This window comes from Roseburia sp. AF42-8, assembly GCF_003435965.1.
Lineage (GTDB): Bacteria > Bacillota > Clostridia > Lachnospirales > Lachnospiraceae > Roseburia_C > Roseburia_C amylophila.
The window spans coordinates 1-15,741 of record NZ_QTVB01000042.1 but is presented as its reverse complement, the minus strand read 5'-3'; the positions used below and the strand labels follow the sequence as shown (position 1 = coordinate 15,741).

Below are 15,741 nucleotides of genomic sequence, written 5' to 3'. Positions count from 1 at the left end.
ATTATAACAGAAAGCAAGAGATTTTGTTAAAAAAACTCCTGCAAAACCAGCAAAATTTAAAAGCCGATGGAATTTACTCTTGCACTGGAATTTACTTTTTCAAGTCAGCATACCAGTTTGCCACCAGGCAGCATGATTAAAAACAGCACCTGTCATATTTCAATGGATGTTTCCATAACTAGAGCAATCATAACAGCATCTTTACACCGACAATAATTAAAATTATAACTGACACTATAATCAGGATTTTTCTCTCTGTCCAAAAATTGTCTGTTTTTCTAGTACTTTCAAATGTCACATTTTCTCTTCTATTTACGGGCATATTAGAATTTATCTGTTGTTGCAATAATTGATGTTTCACGGATAGCGGATCTTTTGCATCCATAATCTGTTGGTAAAACCATCTAAGCCACACTATATCTGCATCATCATATTCCACATTTCCTTCATGAACCAACTGATTTCTTTTCCATCTAAGTTCCTTGAGTTTTTTATATGTACTTGTCCATAGATGAATTTTCGCCTGAATCACCCTGTTTGTTTGTTCCATATCCTCGATATACCTTGATATACCATGATTTGTTGCATAAATCTCATTGCATAATTTTTCCAAATGAATATACTCATCTAAAAATTGATTATCCACTTCGTCTCTCTCCTATTCCCTGATTGCCTGCACCACTTTCTGCCATTCTTCCATGGTCTTTGAATAAAATACTTCTATCTTCTGCATATCTCTTTCTTTTCCTGCACATTCCAACTGATAGAAATAATCCCCCAGCTGTTTTGCACCGATTCCCCAGGCCTCTCCCTTTAATCCATGGGATATGGTAACAAAGGATTTCCATAATTCCGCAGTTTCTGTGGTATCTTCTGTTCCAGGATCAGATGCAGTTTCCGTTTTCTGAAGGGATTCTGCTGTTTCATTGAGAAGCTGCAGCTTCTTTTCTTTTTCGTCTGCAAAGATGCCTAACAATGTCCTATAGAACTGTTCGTCTCCATCTGCATAAGACAGTCCTTCCTCTACTGAAATGCCGCATTTTTCCAGCTGGTGAAATATAATATCCGTCTGAAGAGAAGCTGTCTTTTCTTCTCCGCTTAAGTAAAGATTCTGTTCCGGGATACTGTCTTTTAAATATTTTTGTAAGATGCTTTCTAAAGTTTTGGATTTTACCGGTTTGGTAATATACTCTGCAAATCCTTCGTTTTTGTACAGTTCTTTTGCACCAGCTGTTGCATTAGCGGTAAATGCCACTGCCTGCGTATAATGATTTCGTCCTTTCTCATCTGCACGGATGAGGTGCAGCGTCTCTATACCATCCGGCTTTGGCATCATATGGTCTAAAAGAAGTAAATCATATGTTTTCTCTTCACATTTTTGAATGGCAGTATTTCCATCCATCACGGTTTCCATTTTAACCTTTGTCTTATGTAAAAGATGTTCTAATACCATCAAATTCTGCTCATTATCATCTACCGCAAGAATGGTAAAGCTGCTGTAATCCGCATTCATACTTTTCTCACTCTGCTTTATAAAATGATGTTTTTCCGATACTTCTACCCACGGAATCCGAACCGTAAAGGTACTTCCCTTTGTCACTTCACTACTCAGGCTGAGACTTCCACCCATAGCCTCTGCCAGTTGTCTTGCAATATCCAGTCCGAGCCCGATTCCGTCTTTCCTGCTGTTTCTGGCATTATTGCCCCGTTCAAAGCTTTCAAAGATTTTATCCTGATCTTCTTTTCCTATTCCAATTCCACTGTCAGTTACAGTTATCTTTAAAAAGGTATCTCCATTTTCCGCCGCCTTTTCTACACCCAGCTCCACAAAGCCTTCATCTGTGTATTTCACCGCATTTTCCAGAAGATTTATGATAATCTGACGGATATGTGCCTTGTCTCCATAGAAATGTTTTCCCGGTTTTAATAATGGTTCCTCCATCCGCTGCCGGAAGTTTAAAGATTTCTTCTCTGCCTGTGGTCTCATCTGGGCTGCTGCGTCATTGATAACCTCTTCTAAAGCAAATGCATCCTTCTTTATCTGAAGCGTACCACTTTCTAACCGTGAAGCATCTAACACTTCTTCTATCAGTGCAACCATACTGTCACCGGCAGATGCAATTTCTCTGGTATAACTACGGATTTTCTCTTCTGATGTTTCTTCGGAAATCACTTCATTCATACCAAGTATCGTATGCATCGGAGTCCGCAGCTCATGGCTCACTTTCATTAAAAATCTGGTCTTCGCTTCATCCGCACTACGGAGTCTCTGCATCATTTCCAAGTTTTCTGTCTGGTCGATAAACCAGAGCATGCAGCCATCCTTCTCACCATTTTCCACAATATCTTCCATACGAAGTTCATAGATGCGGTCATTTTTATGCAACAGCCTTTCCCGGTTTGTCAGTGCCTGCAGGATTTCTTTTTGCCTGCTTGCGGCACTTCCTACCTTTATTTCCGGGAAAAGTTCCTTCATACGCTGATTGACGGAGATAATTTTATTTTCTGCATCCAGGATAATCAGGCCTTCTTTTCCATGATTAAATGCATTATCCACCGCAGCCTGCAGAGAACCAAAATATCCATAACGAATCATTGCCATCATCATGCAGAACATCATAATTGTCATGGCAATGACTACCGGATTATAACTGCCAAATACACCCAGGCCCTTTAAGATTAATTCCAGTGCAAAAGTTCCCACACCTGCTATCATATAGAGAATCCGTTTCTTATGAATCGGTGAACTCTCCCCGTAACGCATGATACACAAAATAAATACCGCAAGTATTACCGTTCCCAGATGTATATAATGCAGTTTCCAGATGATTCCGGGTATAACTTCAATCCGGTGATATATGCCATCTTTCAATATCCGCATTGTTTTATAAAAATATGGATGATATTCTGCCGTAAATACTCCTGTCAAAACAATTATATTAATTACTGCCTGAATAAAATAAATAAACTTTGGAATTTTTAATCTGCCAAATTCGGATGCAAACCATAAAAATGCCATCAGAAAGCCTGCCTGTCCCACATACTGGATGCACAGCCCGGCAAGTGCCTCACCAACGGTATCCGAATGCACCAGTTCCAGATGAACTCCCACCACAAACAGCATGGTAAAAATATCATAAATAATAAATGCAAGCTGTGCTTTGGAGAGCTTTTTACGAAGGCAGACTGCCAACATAAAAAGCATCAGGATAAGCGCTATAATATTTACCAACACAAGAAAATAGAACATACTTCTTTTCCTTTCGTAAAAGTCTTTTTGACTCTTTTACCATATTATAGCGGAATGCCTGATGCTTTTCCACTGATTTTATTTTGCAAATAAAGGAGTAGATAAATAACGGTCTCCGGAATCCGGAAGCAATACCACAATGTTCTTTCCTTTATTTTCTTTTCTTTTTGCCAGCTCAACAGCTGCCTTTAATGCAGCTCCTGCACTGATTCCCACAAGAATTCCCTCGCTGCGGGCAAATGCCCTTCCTTCTTCAAAGGCATCATCATTTTTGATTGGAATAATCTCGTCATAAACAGAAGTATCCAGTGTGTCCGGAATAAATCCGGCACCGATTCCCTGAATTTTATGAGGTCCGACTTTTCCCTGGGAAAGAACCGGACTGGTTGCAGGTTCTACTGCAACAATGTGTACGGACTTCTTCTGCTTTTTCAGATATTTTCCAACTCCGGTTATGGTTCCACCAGTTCCGACTCCTGCCACAAAAATATCAACGCTGCCTTCTGTCTGTTCCCAGATCTCCGGTCCTGTGGTTTCTTCATGGGCTTTTGGATTTGCCGGATTTTCAAACTGTCCTAAAATAATTGAACCCGGAATCTCTTTATGAAGTTCTTCTGCTTTTTCGATTGCACCCTTCATTCCCTTATACCCTGAGGTCAGCACAATATGCGCTCCATACGCCTGCAGAAGATTCCGACGTTCTACCGTCATGGTTTCCGGCAATGTTAAAATTGCATGATACCCTTTTGCAGCCGCCACAGAAGCAAGTCCGATTCCGGTATTACCGGAAGTTGGCTCGATAATCGTAGCTCCCGGCTTTAATTTGCCCTTTCTCTCTGCATCTTCAATCATGGCAAGTGCCACTCGGTCTTTTACCGAACCTGCCGGATTAAAATATTCCAGCTTGGCAATGATTGCCGCATCCTCTACACCTGCCTCTTTCATATAATTATGAAGATAGAGCATCGGCGTCTTTCCAATCAGTTCCGAAGCACTGTCCACTATTCCTTTCACACACGTTTCCTTCTTTCTATTCCATTCCTTTGATATATCCGGTTGCAGACTGAATTGCCACTGCACCATCTGCAACTGCTGTGACTACCTGACGCAGGCTTTTCGTCCGCACATCTCCTGCCACGAACAGTCCCGCAAGACTGCTGTTGCAGTCTTCTCCTGCAATCACATAGCCTTTCTCATCGAGAACGTCAAGGTTCTTTAATAATTCCGTATTTGGAATCATTCCAACCGCTTCAAAAACACCATCTACAGCTATTGTCCCACCGTTATCTAAAATAATACTATCTACTTTATCTTCCCCGGTGATTTCCTGTACTCTCGTATTGGTAAGTATCGTTACATTGGAAAGCTCTTCTAATTTCTTTTTTGTCTTCTCTGCTCCACGGAATTCTGCTCTCCGGTGAATGAGATATACCTGTTCGCAGATATCGGATAAATACAATGCATCATCCAATGCGGTATCTCCACCACCGATGACTGCAGCTTTCTTTCCCTTATAAAAGGCACCGTCACAGACTGCACAAAAAGAAACTCCTTTTGCCAGCAGCTTTTCTTCTCCCGGCACCCCTAATCTGCGGTTCTGACAGCCTGCCGCATAGACTACGGTTTTCGCCTCTATGTTCTTTCCATCTTCACAGGAAATGACAAAGCTTTGCTCTTTTTTTGTAATGGCTGTAACCTCTGCCTCTTCAATGGTTACTCCAAGTCCTTCGGCATGCTCTAAGAATGCCTCTCCTAAAGAATAACCGTCTTTGCCCGGCAGTCCCGGGTAATTATCTACCCGGCTGCTGTATGCAATCTGTCCGGTTCCAAGATATTCTTTTTCCAGTACAACCGCATCGAGGTTTGCCCGCTTAGCATAGATTGCCGCACTTAAACCTGCCGGCCCGCTTCCAATGATAACTACATCTAACATATTACCAGATCTTCCTTCGTTGATTCGTCGCCTTCAATATGAAATGAATTGAGTACCGGCTGTTCCGGTTCCATCAGAGAAAGAATCATATAGCTTGCTTTACTGTCATATGCAAGACGCTTATCTTCTTCGGATGGTCTCGAAGGAGATTCCGGATGGGAGTGCCAGTTGCCTAAAGGCATGAGACCATTGGCACGCATATCCTTCACGGCTGCTAACTGCTCTTTCGGATCCAGTGTAAAATGCTCATTGGAATGGTCGATATTGGTCAACAGATATACCTTTTCTACCACCTTATCCTCTCCTTCTTTGATTCCGGCAATCAGTCCGCAAGCCTCTTCTGGTACACAGCTTTTGGCATGTGCCAGTATTTTTTCATAATCTGCTTTTTTTAATGAAATCATGCTATCCTCTTTCTATGTTTCATGGGTTATGTATCTGATAACATTTATTTACTGATACATTTATTTATCTGTACATTCTGCCTGTTCATAATCAATCAGCTCTGTTATGGTCGGATGTTCTCCACAAACGGCACATCCCTTTCCATTCCAAGGAAGCTTAATCTTGTGGAATTCCTGCTTAATTGCATCATAGGTCAATAACTGACCGGTCAGCAGATCTCCTACTCCAAGGATGTATTTGATTGCTTCCATTGCCTGAAGGCTTCCGATGACACCACCCATTGCGCCGATAACACCAGCCTGCTTACAGGTCGGTACGGCATCCTTTGGTGGTGGATTCTTAAATACACAACGGTAACATGGTCCCTCTCCCGGAACATAGGTCATTAACTGACCTTTGAAACGGATGATTCCTGCATGGGAGAATGGTTTCTTTGCCATAACACAGGCATCGTTAATTAAGAATTTTGCCGGGAAGTTATCGGTTCCGTCAATGATAAAATCATAATCTGCAATGATGTCCATGATATTTTCACTGGTAATGAATTCACGATATGTACGTACTTCTACATCCGGGTTCATTGCATTAATAGTCTCTTTTGCAGACTGCACTTTTGCTTTGCCTACATCTGCTGTCTGATGAATAATCTGTCTCTGAAGGTTACTTAAATCTACTTCATCTGCATCTGCAATTCCGATGGTACCTACACCTGCTGCTCCAAGATACATTGCTGCCGGTGCTCCAAGTCCGCCTGCTCCGATGATTAAAACTTTTGCATTTAAAAGTTTTTTCTGACCCTTAGCGCCAACTTCTTTTAAAATGATATGTCTGGAATAACGTTCAATCTGCTCATCCGTTAATGCCATAGCTTCCACCTCCCATGAAGTAAAGGAATTCTACATTATCACCATCCTTAAGAACGGTTGTTGCCTTTGCTTCTGTTTCTATAAATTCATCGTTAATGGATACGGTTACATATTCCGGTGTCTCTACATTTTCCTGCTCAATTAATTCCGGAAGTGTTAATCCGTCTTTTACTTCTTTCTTTTCGCCTGCTACTGTAATCTGCATAATTTCCTTCCTCTCACTTTTCTTTATTTTTATTTGTCAAGGGACTGGGTAATCCACTCCTCAAGTACCGCTTTTTTCTCTGCACCACTCTTACGGGCAATTTCTTCGCCATCCTTGAAGAGTACAATGGTTGGTACCGACATTACACTGTATTTTTCTGCCAGTTCTGAATCAAAGTTGGTATTTACTTTATAGACATTTAATTTTTCTGTCTGTTCGTCTGCGATAGCACCAATGACCGGTGACATTTTCTTGCACGGAACACAACTGTCTGAGTAAAAATCAATCAGCACCGGAAGGCTGCTCTTCAATACTTTTTCTTCAAAAGTGTCTTTTGTTACGCGTTCTGCCATTTCTTTCTCCCTTCCAGATGTTTAGTCCTCAACCTTCTTTACAATGAGGTTATAGGTTCCATCTTCGTTATTAACCAGTTTTAAAATCTGATGTCCTTCTTCTTTAATACTGCGTGGTACGTTCTGTACCGGCTCGCCGTCATTCATACGGATTGCAATGACTTCGCCATCCTCTAACTCATCAATTGCAACCTTTGCCTTTACAAAAGTAAGCGGGCACACTTTATCGGTAATATCTACTGTGTCATCAATTCTGATTCCTTCGATTTCCATCTTATTTCTCCTCGTATAATAATTTTTATTTTGAATTTCCATTCAGATTTTTTCTTTTTCTGCTGCTTCCGGCAACTTTATTTTTCTTCAAATGCATTGCGGATTACTTTGCGGAATTCATCTTCTCCTACACGCTGTAAAAGTAAACGGAAACGCTCACCCGGATTTGCATGTTCTTCAAAGAATCCAATGGCGGCATCAGTCACACGGAATAATGTCTCTTCATCGGTAATCAGTGGAAGTAACTGTTCTCCTTTGTAAATATGATTTCCAAATAATCCACCAAAGGATACGATATATCCGCTCTTTCCTTCCCATGCATCTGTCGGGCAGGATTTTACACAACGGCCGCAGTTGGTACATTTATCATAATCAATGGTAACTTCTGTTCCGGTACATTTGATAGCATCTTCACGGCACGCCTTTTCACAGACACCACAATTGATACATTTATCTGCTACCCAGCTTACTTCCATACCACCTTTTACACCGATATCATTTTCTTCTGCCTTAAGACAGTTGTTCTGACATCCGGTAACACCAAATTTGAATTTGTGTGGAAGCTCTCTTCCGAAGTAATGCTCATCTAATTTCTTTGCCAGGCTATAGGTATCGATACATCCGCTCGGGCAGATTTCAGAGCCCTGACATGCGGTAACGGTACGGACTCTCGGTCCACATACACCAGGTTTTACACCGCCGTCTGCTAACTTTGCACGAACCTCTTCTATATCTTCAAAGTTAATAAATGGAATCTCAATGCCCTGTCTGGAAGTCATATGAACATAGCCTTTTCCATATTTTTCTGCCACATCTGCTACTGCTTTAATATTTTCTGCTGTCAGGTTTCCTCCAACTACCTGGATTCTTAAAGAAAAGAATCCTTTCTGTTTCTGGCGCATAAATCCGCCCTTTTTCAATGCCGCATAATCAATTTTTGCCATTATCTGCTTCCTCCATTTACTCTTTGCTTTTCTCTGGTCTGCTCTGATCCATTGCCTGTCTGAAGTCTTCGATTAAATCTTCGACATCTTCAATTCCGACACTGATGCGGATCAAGTCATCAAATACTCCGGCGTCTCTCTTTTCTTCCGGGGTACTGTGTACATTTAATGTAGATTCCGGATGAATCACTAATGTTTTCGTATCTCCGATATTGGAAATAATCAGCGGAAGCTTTAATGCATTGATTATTTCAAATGCCCGTTTCTTGCTTCCGGTCCGTATGGTTAAGATTCCACCAAAACGGTCCTTAAACTGTTTCTTTGCGATTTCATGCCATGGACTGCTCTCCAATCCCGGATAATTGACTGTGACATCCGGATATTCTCTTACAAAAAACCTTGCCAGTTCTGCTGCATTGTCACAGATACGCTCCATCCGGATTCCCAGTGTCTCTAACCCGATGCAGTTATAAAATGCATTCTGCGGAGATAAACAGGCTCCTGTGTTGCGGAACAGCCCATTCCGAAGCTTGGCAGTATAGGCAAATGGTCCAAACTTCTTAAAGTCTGCCATGCCCGGATATTTTTCCACATCCCACTTAAATCTGCCGCTGTCCGTAATAATTCCGCTGATGGAATTGCTGTGACCATTGATGTATTTAGAGGAAGAATTCATTACAATATCCGCTCCTAGGGAAAGCGGCTTCACTAAGAATGCAGTAGCAACCGTATTATCTATAATGAGCGGTACCTGATGCTCATGTGCCAGATTTGCAAGTGCCGTAATATCTGTCACATCAAGTCTTGGATTACCAATGGTCTCTGCAAAGTAAAGACGGGTATGTTCATTGGTCTTTGCTTCAAATGCAGCCAGGTCATTGTTTTCCACATAATGTGTTGTGATACCAAATGCCTCTAAGTCACGGAATAAATCAATGCTGCCGCCATAGAGACTGGCACTGGATACGATTTCATCGCCGGAACGAAGGATATTACAAAATGCATTGTAGAGTGCTGCCATTCCTGATGCACAGGCAACGCTTGCTACGCCACCCTCTAACGCCGTTACTCTTTTTTCAAATGCATCTACCGTAGGATTACTGATTCTCGTATAGGAATATCCCGGTGCCTGATTATGAAAAATCTTTTCTAACTTCTCTGCCGACTCATGCGCGAATGCACTGGATTGATAAACCGGAGTTGTTGTTGCACCTGTATTTGGTTCTCCCTGAAAATCTCCATGTAATAATGCGGTATTAAACTTCATCTTACGCTCCAATTCCTGCACGTCTTATTGTGCACTAAATACTTTGAACTGCCTTAGGAAATCTAATTACGATTATTCCTATTGGTTTTGTATGAATTATATTTTACTATATTTTTCTAATTTGTCAATACTAATTTATCAGAGCATTGTTATTTCTCTCCGAATATGTTATTTTATTCACGCAAGCGACCGCCGCAGGCGCGAGAATGTGCCAAGGCTCATTCTTTGTTCCAACAATACTTTTCAGGAAACACAATACATATTTCTGGAATAACGGAAAGGATTTCCTATGTACACGAGAAAAAAAATTATTTTATCTTTTGCCGGAATGTTTTTCCTGCTGCTTCTTATGATGTCAGCAAGTCTTTTTTTCGGCAGCGTTTTATTAAATCCGAAAGAGATTTTATCCTGTCTGATTCAAAATGACCGGACTTCTGTCACAGGTCTGTTACTTTTTCATATCAGAATTCCACGGATGTTTGGTGCCATTGCTGCCGGCATGGGTTTATCCTGCGCCGGAGTTATCTTACAGACTGTTATGAATAATTCCCTTGCCAGTCCGAATACCATCGGTGTCAATTCCGGAGCCGGATTTGCCGTTATGATTGGGCTTGCCATCTTCCAGGGCCGTGCAACCCATAATGCCATCTTTGCATTTGCAGGTGCCTTTCTGACAACACTTCTTATTTTTGCACTGGCGTATATGGCAGACAGCAAACGTACTACTATTATTCTTGCCGGAATTACCGTTTCTTCTTTTTTAAGTGCCGGAATCAATACGGTAAAATTATTAAGTGATGATATCACTTTAAACCTCACTACCTTTATGATTGGTTCTCTTTCTGATGTCACCACAAAAACGCTTTTTGCTCCCGGCATTGCTATTGTCATTGCGGTTATCATCTCCTGCTTTTTCGGAAGCCACATGAATGTTCTGAGTCTTGGAGAAGATGTTGCCCGCTCCCTTGGCATTCCGGTATCGCTGCTCCGTTTTCTGCTGTTGATGCTTTCTAGTATACTGGCAGGCTGTGTGGTAGCTATGCAGGACTTTTAAGCTTCGTCGGGCTGATTGTTCCTCATATTGCAAGACGGCTCTTCGGCAATGATCTGCGGCTTTTAGTTCCCCTTTGTGCTCTCTTAGGTGCAAGTTTCGTCCTCTTCTGTGACACCCTTGGACGTGTTATTGCCGCACCATATGAACTTCCTGCCGGCATTATTCTTTCTTTTGTTGGCGGACCGTTTTTCTTATATCTTTTATTAGGAAAGAAAGGAGGCCGCAGAGTCCATGCTTAAATTTAATTCCGTTTCCATTGGCTACCACAAGGTGCCTCTGATTAAAAATCTGTCCGTTGAAATTCCTACCGGCAGCATCACAACCATCGTAGGACCAAATGGCTGTGGCAAAACAACGCTGATTTCCGTATTAAATAAATCCAGCCAGCTTTTTAACGGCTCTATCACATTAGATGGCGAAGATATTTATCATATGAATGGACACCTTCGTGCCAGGAAAATTGCATTCCTTCCACAGATTCGCGAAGTAATTCCTGCTCTTCCGGTTCATACCTTAGTGGAGCATGGACGTTTCCCTTATCTTGGTTTTTCGAGACGCCTCACCGAAGAAGACCGCGGACTGGTGGAAGATGCCATGGAATTTACCCATATTACGGATTACCGCAACGTTGCAACTGACACTCTTTCCGGCGGAATAAGACAGCGTGTCTTCTTTGCCATGACTTTAGCCCAGAACTGCGATACGATTATTTTGGATGAACCGACTACCTTCTTAGACTTGGAAAGCCAGAATAATTTCTACCGGATGCTTCCAATCTTAAAGGCACAGGGAAAAACAATTCTTCTGGTGCTGCACGACCTTGCCAAAGCACTTACTATTTCAGACAAACTTATCGTCATGGAATCCGGTGCCATCTGCTTTCAGGGCACTCCGGATGAATGCGTACAAAAAAACGTCTTAAATAAAGTATTTCATACTTCACTTAAGACGTTCTCTGATGCAGAAGGAACTTACTACTTCTTTGAGTAAGTTCCTTACTTTTCCAATGTTTCATTCATACTTCCCATTCGGTAACCGCAAAGATCTAAGGTTACATAGGTAAATCCATATTCCCGGAAAGCTTTTATAATTCTTTCCCTGTTTTCCACTTCCATCAGTTTTGAAAACTCTTCCGGTTCAATCTCTATCCTTGACATCATTCCATGAATTCTTACCCTCACCTGATGAAATCCCATATCCAGCAATAACTGTTCTGCTTTATCTACCATTGCAAGTTTCTCTTCGGATATGGTCTCTCCATAGACAAACCGGGATGACAGACAGGCAAAGGACTGCTTTTCCCAGGTTGGAAGATTCAATGCCTTCGAAAGAACACGGATATCCTGCTTGGTAAAACCACAGTCTCTGAGCGGACTTTTTATGCCTAATTCCGCTACTGCTTTTAATCCCGGACGATAATCTCCGTTATCATCAAGGTTAGAGCCTTCCGCCACATAGACAATTTTCTGCTCTTCTGCAATCTTTAATATCTTTTCAAATAATTCATGCTTGCAAAGATAACAGCGGTTCTTAGGATTCTGTGCAAATCCTTCGATTTCAAGTTCTTCCGATTCTGTAATAAAATGTCTTATATTTTCTTTCCGGCAAAATGCTTCTGCTTCTCCTAACTCTCTCTTTGGAAATAAACAGGAGGACGCAGTTACTGCTATTGCCCGCTCTCCCAATACATCATGCGCCACTTTCAAAAGATAGGTGGAATCCACACCACTTGAGAATGCAACTGCCACGCTGCCTAATTTTTCAAAATATTGTTTTAACGCTTCCTGCTTTTTTAACTGTTCCGGAGTTGGTGCTGCTATTTTATCCATTTCTTATGCCTCTACTTCACTTCTTCTCTGAGTTCTTTTACCGTAGCAAGCTCCAGTCCGACCTTTTCTGCAATTACTTCATCTGTCAGAAGGTCTAAAAGGTTTCTTGCAACACTGATTTTTTCTCTGGCAATTCCACGGGCTTCACCAATTTTAATTCCTTTTGCTTCGCCAATCTTAATGCCCTGCGCTTCACCAATCTTGATGCCCTGCGCTTCACCAATCTCTATTCCCTTGTTGGTCATCTCTTCTGCAAACGTACACATTGTAATCACCTCTCCTGCCTTCACACGTTCTGCTACTGTTTTCTCTATTTTGACATAGGTTTTATCATTTGTAAACACCCGAAGTAGATTCAAAACCGCTTCTACATGGCAGATTGCCTCCGGATGTTCCTTGGGATTATATCTTCCAAGACGTTTTTCTGCAAAAAAATCTGCTACAATTTTAAAATCGCTCTTAAACTCTTTTCGGACTTTCTCCGGCAAAAATGCAATATTAAAAACAAATATTTTATAATCATTTACATACGGTCTTAGTTCCGGAGAAACATCTAAAATGTCAAATAGCGCATTCGGACTTTTCCATTCTGTATCACTGAAATTTAAAACAATCGTAATTGCCGGATATTTTCGTTCTTCCCCACGGTCAATCTGCGCCCGATACACAGCATAATCATACCCCATAATCCGGATGGGCATATTTTTGTCTATCCGACTTTCATTTTCAATCCCAAAAGATGCCACTTTGTATAACCCATTCTTATATAATTTCACAGTATCCCGAAACTGATTCCGAAGATTGTTTTCTTCCACCTTATAGATGCTTTCTGTTGGTCCCTCTTCCAATCCTTCTTCCAAAAGAATCTCCTTTCGAAAAAGTAATACATTATATATGTCAGCAAAAACATCCGAAAATGATTCCAGATATTTTTCTGCCAAATCCTTATCTGCCAAGTATTTTCCCCCTGTTAAATAAATATTTTGGATAAAAAGATTCTGAAAATATGAATATAAGATTATCACGAATACAGGCAGTTCAACACGCCTGCATAATAGATGAATATCGAATATTATTATGAACTGATTTTACTTAAGTATAATAGCAAAAATATTCCGAAGAGCACAAGTATAATAGCAAAAATATTCCGAAGAGCACAAGTACTCTGCGGAATATTTTAATCTAATTTAATAGAATTTATATAATCTTTACAAAGATAAAACATTTTTTCTGTTTTTGTAACTATTTTCTTCTCATTTTTGTCATTTTCCATGTAAACGTTTGCGCACATGTACTTTAACATACCAATGGCGATCAGGTCATTGGCACAGTATATGGCTGTTGGCGGATTCTCACCCTGAATCAGCTTCTCCATGACTGCATAGCCAATCTTACGGTGTCCTAAAGAAATCAGATATTCCAATGCCTTTGCTGCAATTCTTCTTTCATCACAGATGACCTCATCTACTTGATAATTGGTAGAATTACGATTTACTGAAACAATTACTTTAGTCCCTATTTACATTTGTGTGTCCGATGTATCAACAGTATAATTATGCATTTCATGAATTGCGTATGCAATTAGAAAATCAAGTAGTCCAAATTCCATAAAATGAAATTTTAGGGCAAATTACAGACATTAGCTTGGCTGTAGTATTTTTAAACAACATGTGTTAGACTACTGTTATACAAATCGGAAGTTTACAGCGAGGTAAAAGTTTATGAATAACTATAATGAAGTGAAAAAATCATTTGGTACACAAGCAGAGAAATTTGCTTCATATCATATGTCTAAGGCAGAATATACCGATTATTTGATTCGTAGTATTCAGGCAAGGGGCAATGAACATGCATTGGAGGTTGCTGCTGGAACCTGTATATGTGGAAGAGCAGTGGCTCCTTATGTTAAGGACATTACTTGTTTGGATTTGACAGAAGCAATGTTGGAGCAGGGAAAAAAACTGGCAAAGCAAGAAGGTATTCAGAACATATCATTTGTATCGGGGAATGCGGAATGCTTACCTTTTGAAGATGAAACATTTGACCTTGTGATTACAAGACTTTCATTGCACCATTTTGTTGAGCCTGAAAAGCCTTTTCGGGAGATGCAACGAGTTTTGAAAAAAGGTGGAAAACTTGTTATTTGGGACATGGTAGCGACTACAGAAGAATTGCGTGAAACTAATGACGCTATTGAAACGATGCGTGATAACTCACATACAAGAATACTTAGCAGAGAAGAATTTGAAGCATTGTTTGAGGATGCTTTTGAGCTTCAGCTTGAAGAAACAACACTTGTTCCTGTAAATCTACAAAGTTGGATGGATTTGACAAGTACACCAGAGGATATTCAAAAAGATATTATTGATAAAATGGAATACGATTTGAATGGTGGAGATAAAACAGGTTTTAATCCCTATATCAAGGAGGGACAAATATGCTTTGACCATAGGTGGTTATTGCTGATTGGAAAAAAGGAAAACTAATCCCCATTTATCAAGAAAAAGAAACTTTCAGTTTATAGAGTTAAAAAATATAAGTTAAGGAGGCATGTATTATGAAAAAAGTAATCTATCTGCTTGTATTATGTATGGTGCTGGGAATGGCTGGATGTGGAACGAATCAAGAAAATAAAGAACCTGTGTCTGGAAATGTGTCCGTAGAAACAGAAAATAAAGAAAATGATGATGTAGTACAAAATGAGCAAATAGCAGATACTGGCTCATATCCTCCATGTGTTATGGTTGATGGTGTTATATATAAAGACACAGGATATGTAGCGTCAATGCCTGGTTGTGGAACAATGGATGGAGAAATTGTGTCAACAGTGGCAGGGACAGAGTTACCATCTGAAAATAATCAATCAAATTTCGGAAGCGGATATCATTATCAAAGGAGTTCTGAAGGTCAGCTCATAGTAGTCATTGATGACGAACGAATCATATTTAGAGATATTGAAAAAGATGATACGTCTATTCCAATAGAGGTTATCAATTTTAATGCAAAAGTAAAAGAAATTACCGATGATGGAGAACTTCTTGTAACGCATGTGAGTACAGCTGAAGGCTTTTGTCAGATGAATGATGGAGAGTATTATGTATCGGCAGAAAATTTAGCGGAAGATGTTCAGGTGGGAGATATCGTTACAATATGGTTTAATGGAATGATTCAAGAAACATACCCTGCTCAATTGGGGGTAGTTTATAGAATCATAAAACACAATAATTAGTCAAATTCCAGTTTTCTTAACTGGATAAATCGTTAAGGAAAGAATCGAAGGTGGTGCAAACGAAAAAGCAGTATTAAGATTTTTCACTAACTGCCCTTTCGTTTGCATCAATTTCGATTTTTTCTGGTTGAAC

The 15,741-nt window shown here is 40.3% G+C and carries 17 protein-coding genes and 1 pseudogene; 4 read left to right on the top strand and 14 right to left on the bottom strand.

The window, feature by feature from the left end; translation table 11 throughout:
- Window positions 1–187 precede the first annotated feature (187 nt).
- The 11 genes from DW059_RS12925 to DW059_RS12875 all read right to left on the bottom strand — a co-directional run bounded on the left by DW059_RS12925 (window position 188) and on the right by DW059_RS12875 (window position 9,496).
- Window positions 188–646, bottom strand: coding sequence for a DUF6548 family protein (locus DW059_RS12925; RefSeq protein ID WP_117699077.1), 459 nt, complete (start codon window positions 644–646; stop codon window positions 188–190).
- 12 nt (window positions 647–658) lie between these two features.
- On the bottom strand, window positions 659–3,250 hold the full coding sequence (locus DW059_RS12920) for an ATP-binding protein (RefSeq protein ID WP_117699076.1): 2,592 nt from the start codon (window positions 3,248–3,250) through the stop codon (window positions 659–661).
- Window positions 3,251–3,328: 78 nt separating this feature from the next.
- A complete protein-coding gene (gene cysK, locus DW059_RS12915) occupies window positions 3,329–4,264 on the bottom strand; it encodes a cysteine synthase A (protein WP_117699075.1) in 936 nt (311 codons plus the stop codon).
- Window positions 4,265–4,280: 16 nt separating this feature from the next.
- Complete coding sequence (locus DW059_RS12910; protein WP_117699074.1) at window positions 4,281–5,183, bottom strand: NAD(P)/FAD-dependent oxidoreductase; 903 nt, start codon at window positions 5,181–5,183, stop codon at window positions 4,281–4,283.
- Window positions 5,177–5,587, bottom strand: a complete 411-nt coding sequence (locus tag DW059_RS12905; protein ID WP_117699073.1) for a M67 family metallopeptidase — start codon at window positions 5,585–5,587, stop codon at window positions 5,177–5,179. The genes DW059_RS12910 and DW059_RS12905 overlap by 7 nt, the downstream gene beginning before the upstream one ends.
- Window positions 5,588–5,647: 60 nt before the next feature.
- A complete protein-coding gene (locus tag DW059_RS12900) occupies window positions 5,648–6,454 on the bottom strand; it encodes a HesA/MoeB/ThiF family protein (RefSeq protein WP_117699072.1) in 807 nt (268 codons plus the stop codon).
- Window positions 6,438–6,659 (bottom strand): sulfur carrier protein ThiS, encoded by a 222-nt coding sequence (thiS, locus tag DW059_RS12895; RefSeq protein ID WP_022243148.1) that lies wholly within the window; start codon window positions 6,657–6,659, stop codon window positions 6,438–6,440. The genes DW059_RS12900 and thiS overlap by 17 nt, the downstream gene beginning before the upstream one ends.
- A gap of 29 nt (window positions 6,660–6,688) precedes the next feature.
- On the bottom strand, window positions 6,689–7,012 hold the full coding sequence (gene trxA, locus DW059_RS12890) for a thioredoxin (RefSeq protein ID WP_022243149.1): 324 nt from the start codon (window positions 7,010–7,012) through the stop codon (window positions 6,689–6,691).
- Between the two features lie 21 nt (window positions 7,013–7,033).
- Complete coding sequence (locus DW059_RS12885; protein WP_022243150.1) at window positions 7,034–7,285, bottom strand: sulfurtransferase TusA family protein; 252 nt, start codon at window positions 7,283–7,285, stop codon at window positions 7,034–7,036.
- Between the two features lie 77 nt (window positions 7,286–7,362).
- Window positions 7,363–8,229, bottom strand: a complete 867-nt coding sequence (locus DW059_RS12880) for a 4Fe-4S binding protein (RefSeq protein ID WP_022243151.1) — start codon at window positions 8,227–8,229, stop codon at window positions 7,363–7,365.
- Between the two features lie 16 nt (window positions 8,230–8,245).
- Window positions 8,246–9,496 carry an O-acetylhomoserine aminocarboxypropyltransferase/cysteine synthase family protein gene (locus DW059_RS12875; protein ID WP_117699071.1) on the bottom strand — a complete coding sequence of 417 codons (1,251 nt, stop codon included), beginning with the start codon at window positions 9,494–9,496 and terminating at the stop codon, window positions 8,246–8,248.
- A gap of 289 nt (window positions 9,497–9,785) precedes the next feature.
- Here DW059_RS12875 and DW059_RS12870 point away from each other — a divergent pair.
- A pseudogene (locus DW059_RS12870) lies at window positions 9,786–10,789 on the top strand (FecCD family ABC transporter permease).
- Window positions 10,782–11,540, top strand: coding sequence for an ABC transporter ATP-binding protein (locus tag DW059_RS12865; RefSeq protein ID WP_117699070.1), 759 nt, complete (start codon window positions 10,782–10,784; stop codon window positions 11,538–11,540). The pseudogene DW059_RS12870 and the gene DW059_RS12865 overlap by 8 nt, the downstream one beginning before the upstream one ends.
- 5 nt (window positions 11,541–11,545) lie before the next feature.
- On the opposite strand, the gene larE is transcribed toward DW059_RS12865, so the two are convergent.
- The 3 genes from larE to DW059_RS16170 form a co-directional block, all read right to left on the bottom strand.
- Window positions 11,546–12,379: an ATP-dependent sacrificial sulfur transferase LarE gene (gene larE, locus DW059_RS12860; RefSeq protein WP_117699069.1), complete on the bottom strand. Its 834-nt coding sequence runs from the start codon at window positions 12,377–12,379 to the stop codon at window positions 11,546–11,548.
- A gap of 11 nt (window positions 12,380–12,390) precedes the next feature.
- Window positions 12,391–13,335 (bottom strand): Rpn family recombination-promoting nuclease/putative transposase, encoded by a 945-nt coding sequence (locus tag DW059_RS12855; protein WP_117699068.1) that lies wholly within the window; start codon window positions 13,333–13,335, stop codon window positions 12,391–12,393.
- A gap of 221 nt (window positions 13,336–13,556) precedes the next feature.
- Window positions 13,557–13,802 carry a hypothetical protein gene (locus tag DW059_RS16170; protein WP_197420871.1) on the bottom strand — a complete coding sequence of 82 codons (246 nt, stop codon included), beginning with the start codon at window positions 13,800–13,802 and terminating at the stop codon, window positions 13,557–13,559.
- 298 nt (window positions 13,803–14,100) lie between these two features.
- Here DW059_RS16170 and DW059_RS12845 point away from each other — a divergent pair, with 298 nt between their 5' ends.
- On the top strand, window positions 14,101–14,865 hold the full coding sequence (locus DW059_RS12845) for a class I SAM-dependent methyltransferase (RefSeq protein ID WP_117699067.1): 765 nt from the start codon (window positions 14,101–14,103) through the stop codon (window positions 14,863–14,865).
- Window positions 14,866–14,936: 71 nt separating this feature from the next.
- Window positions 14,937–15,608 (top strand): hypothetical protein, encoded by a 672-nt coding sequence (locus tag DW059_RS12840; protein ID WP_117699066.1) that lies wholly within the window; start codon window positions 14,937–14,939, stop codon window positions 15,606–15,608.
- Window positions 15,609–15,741 lie beyond the last annotated feature (133 nt).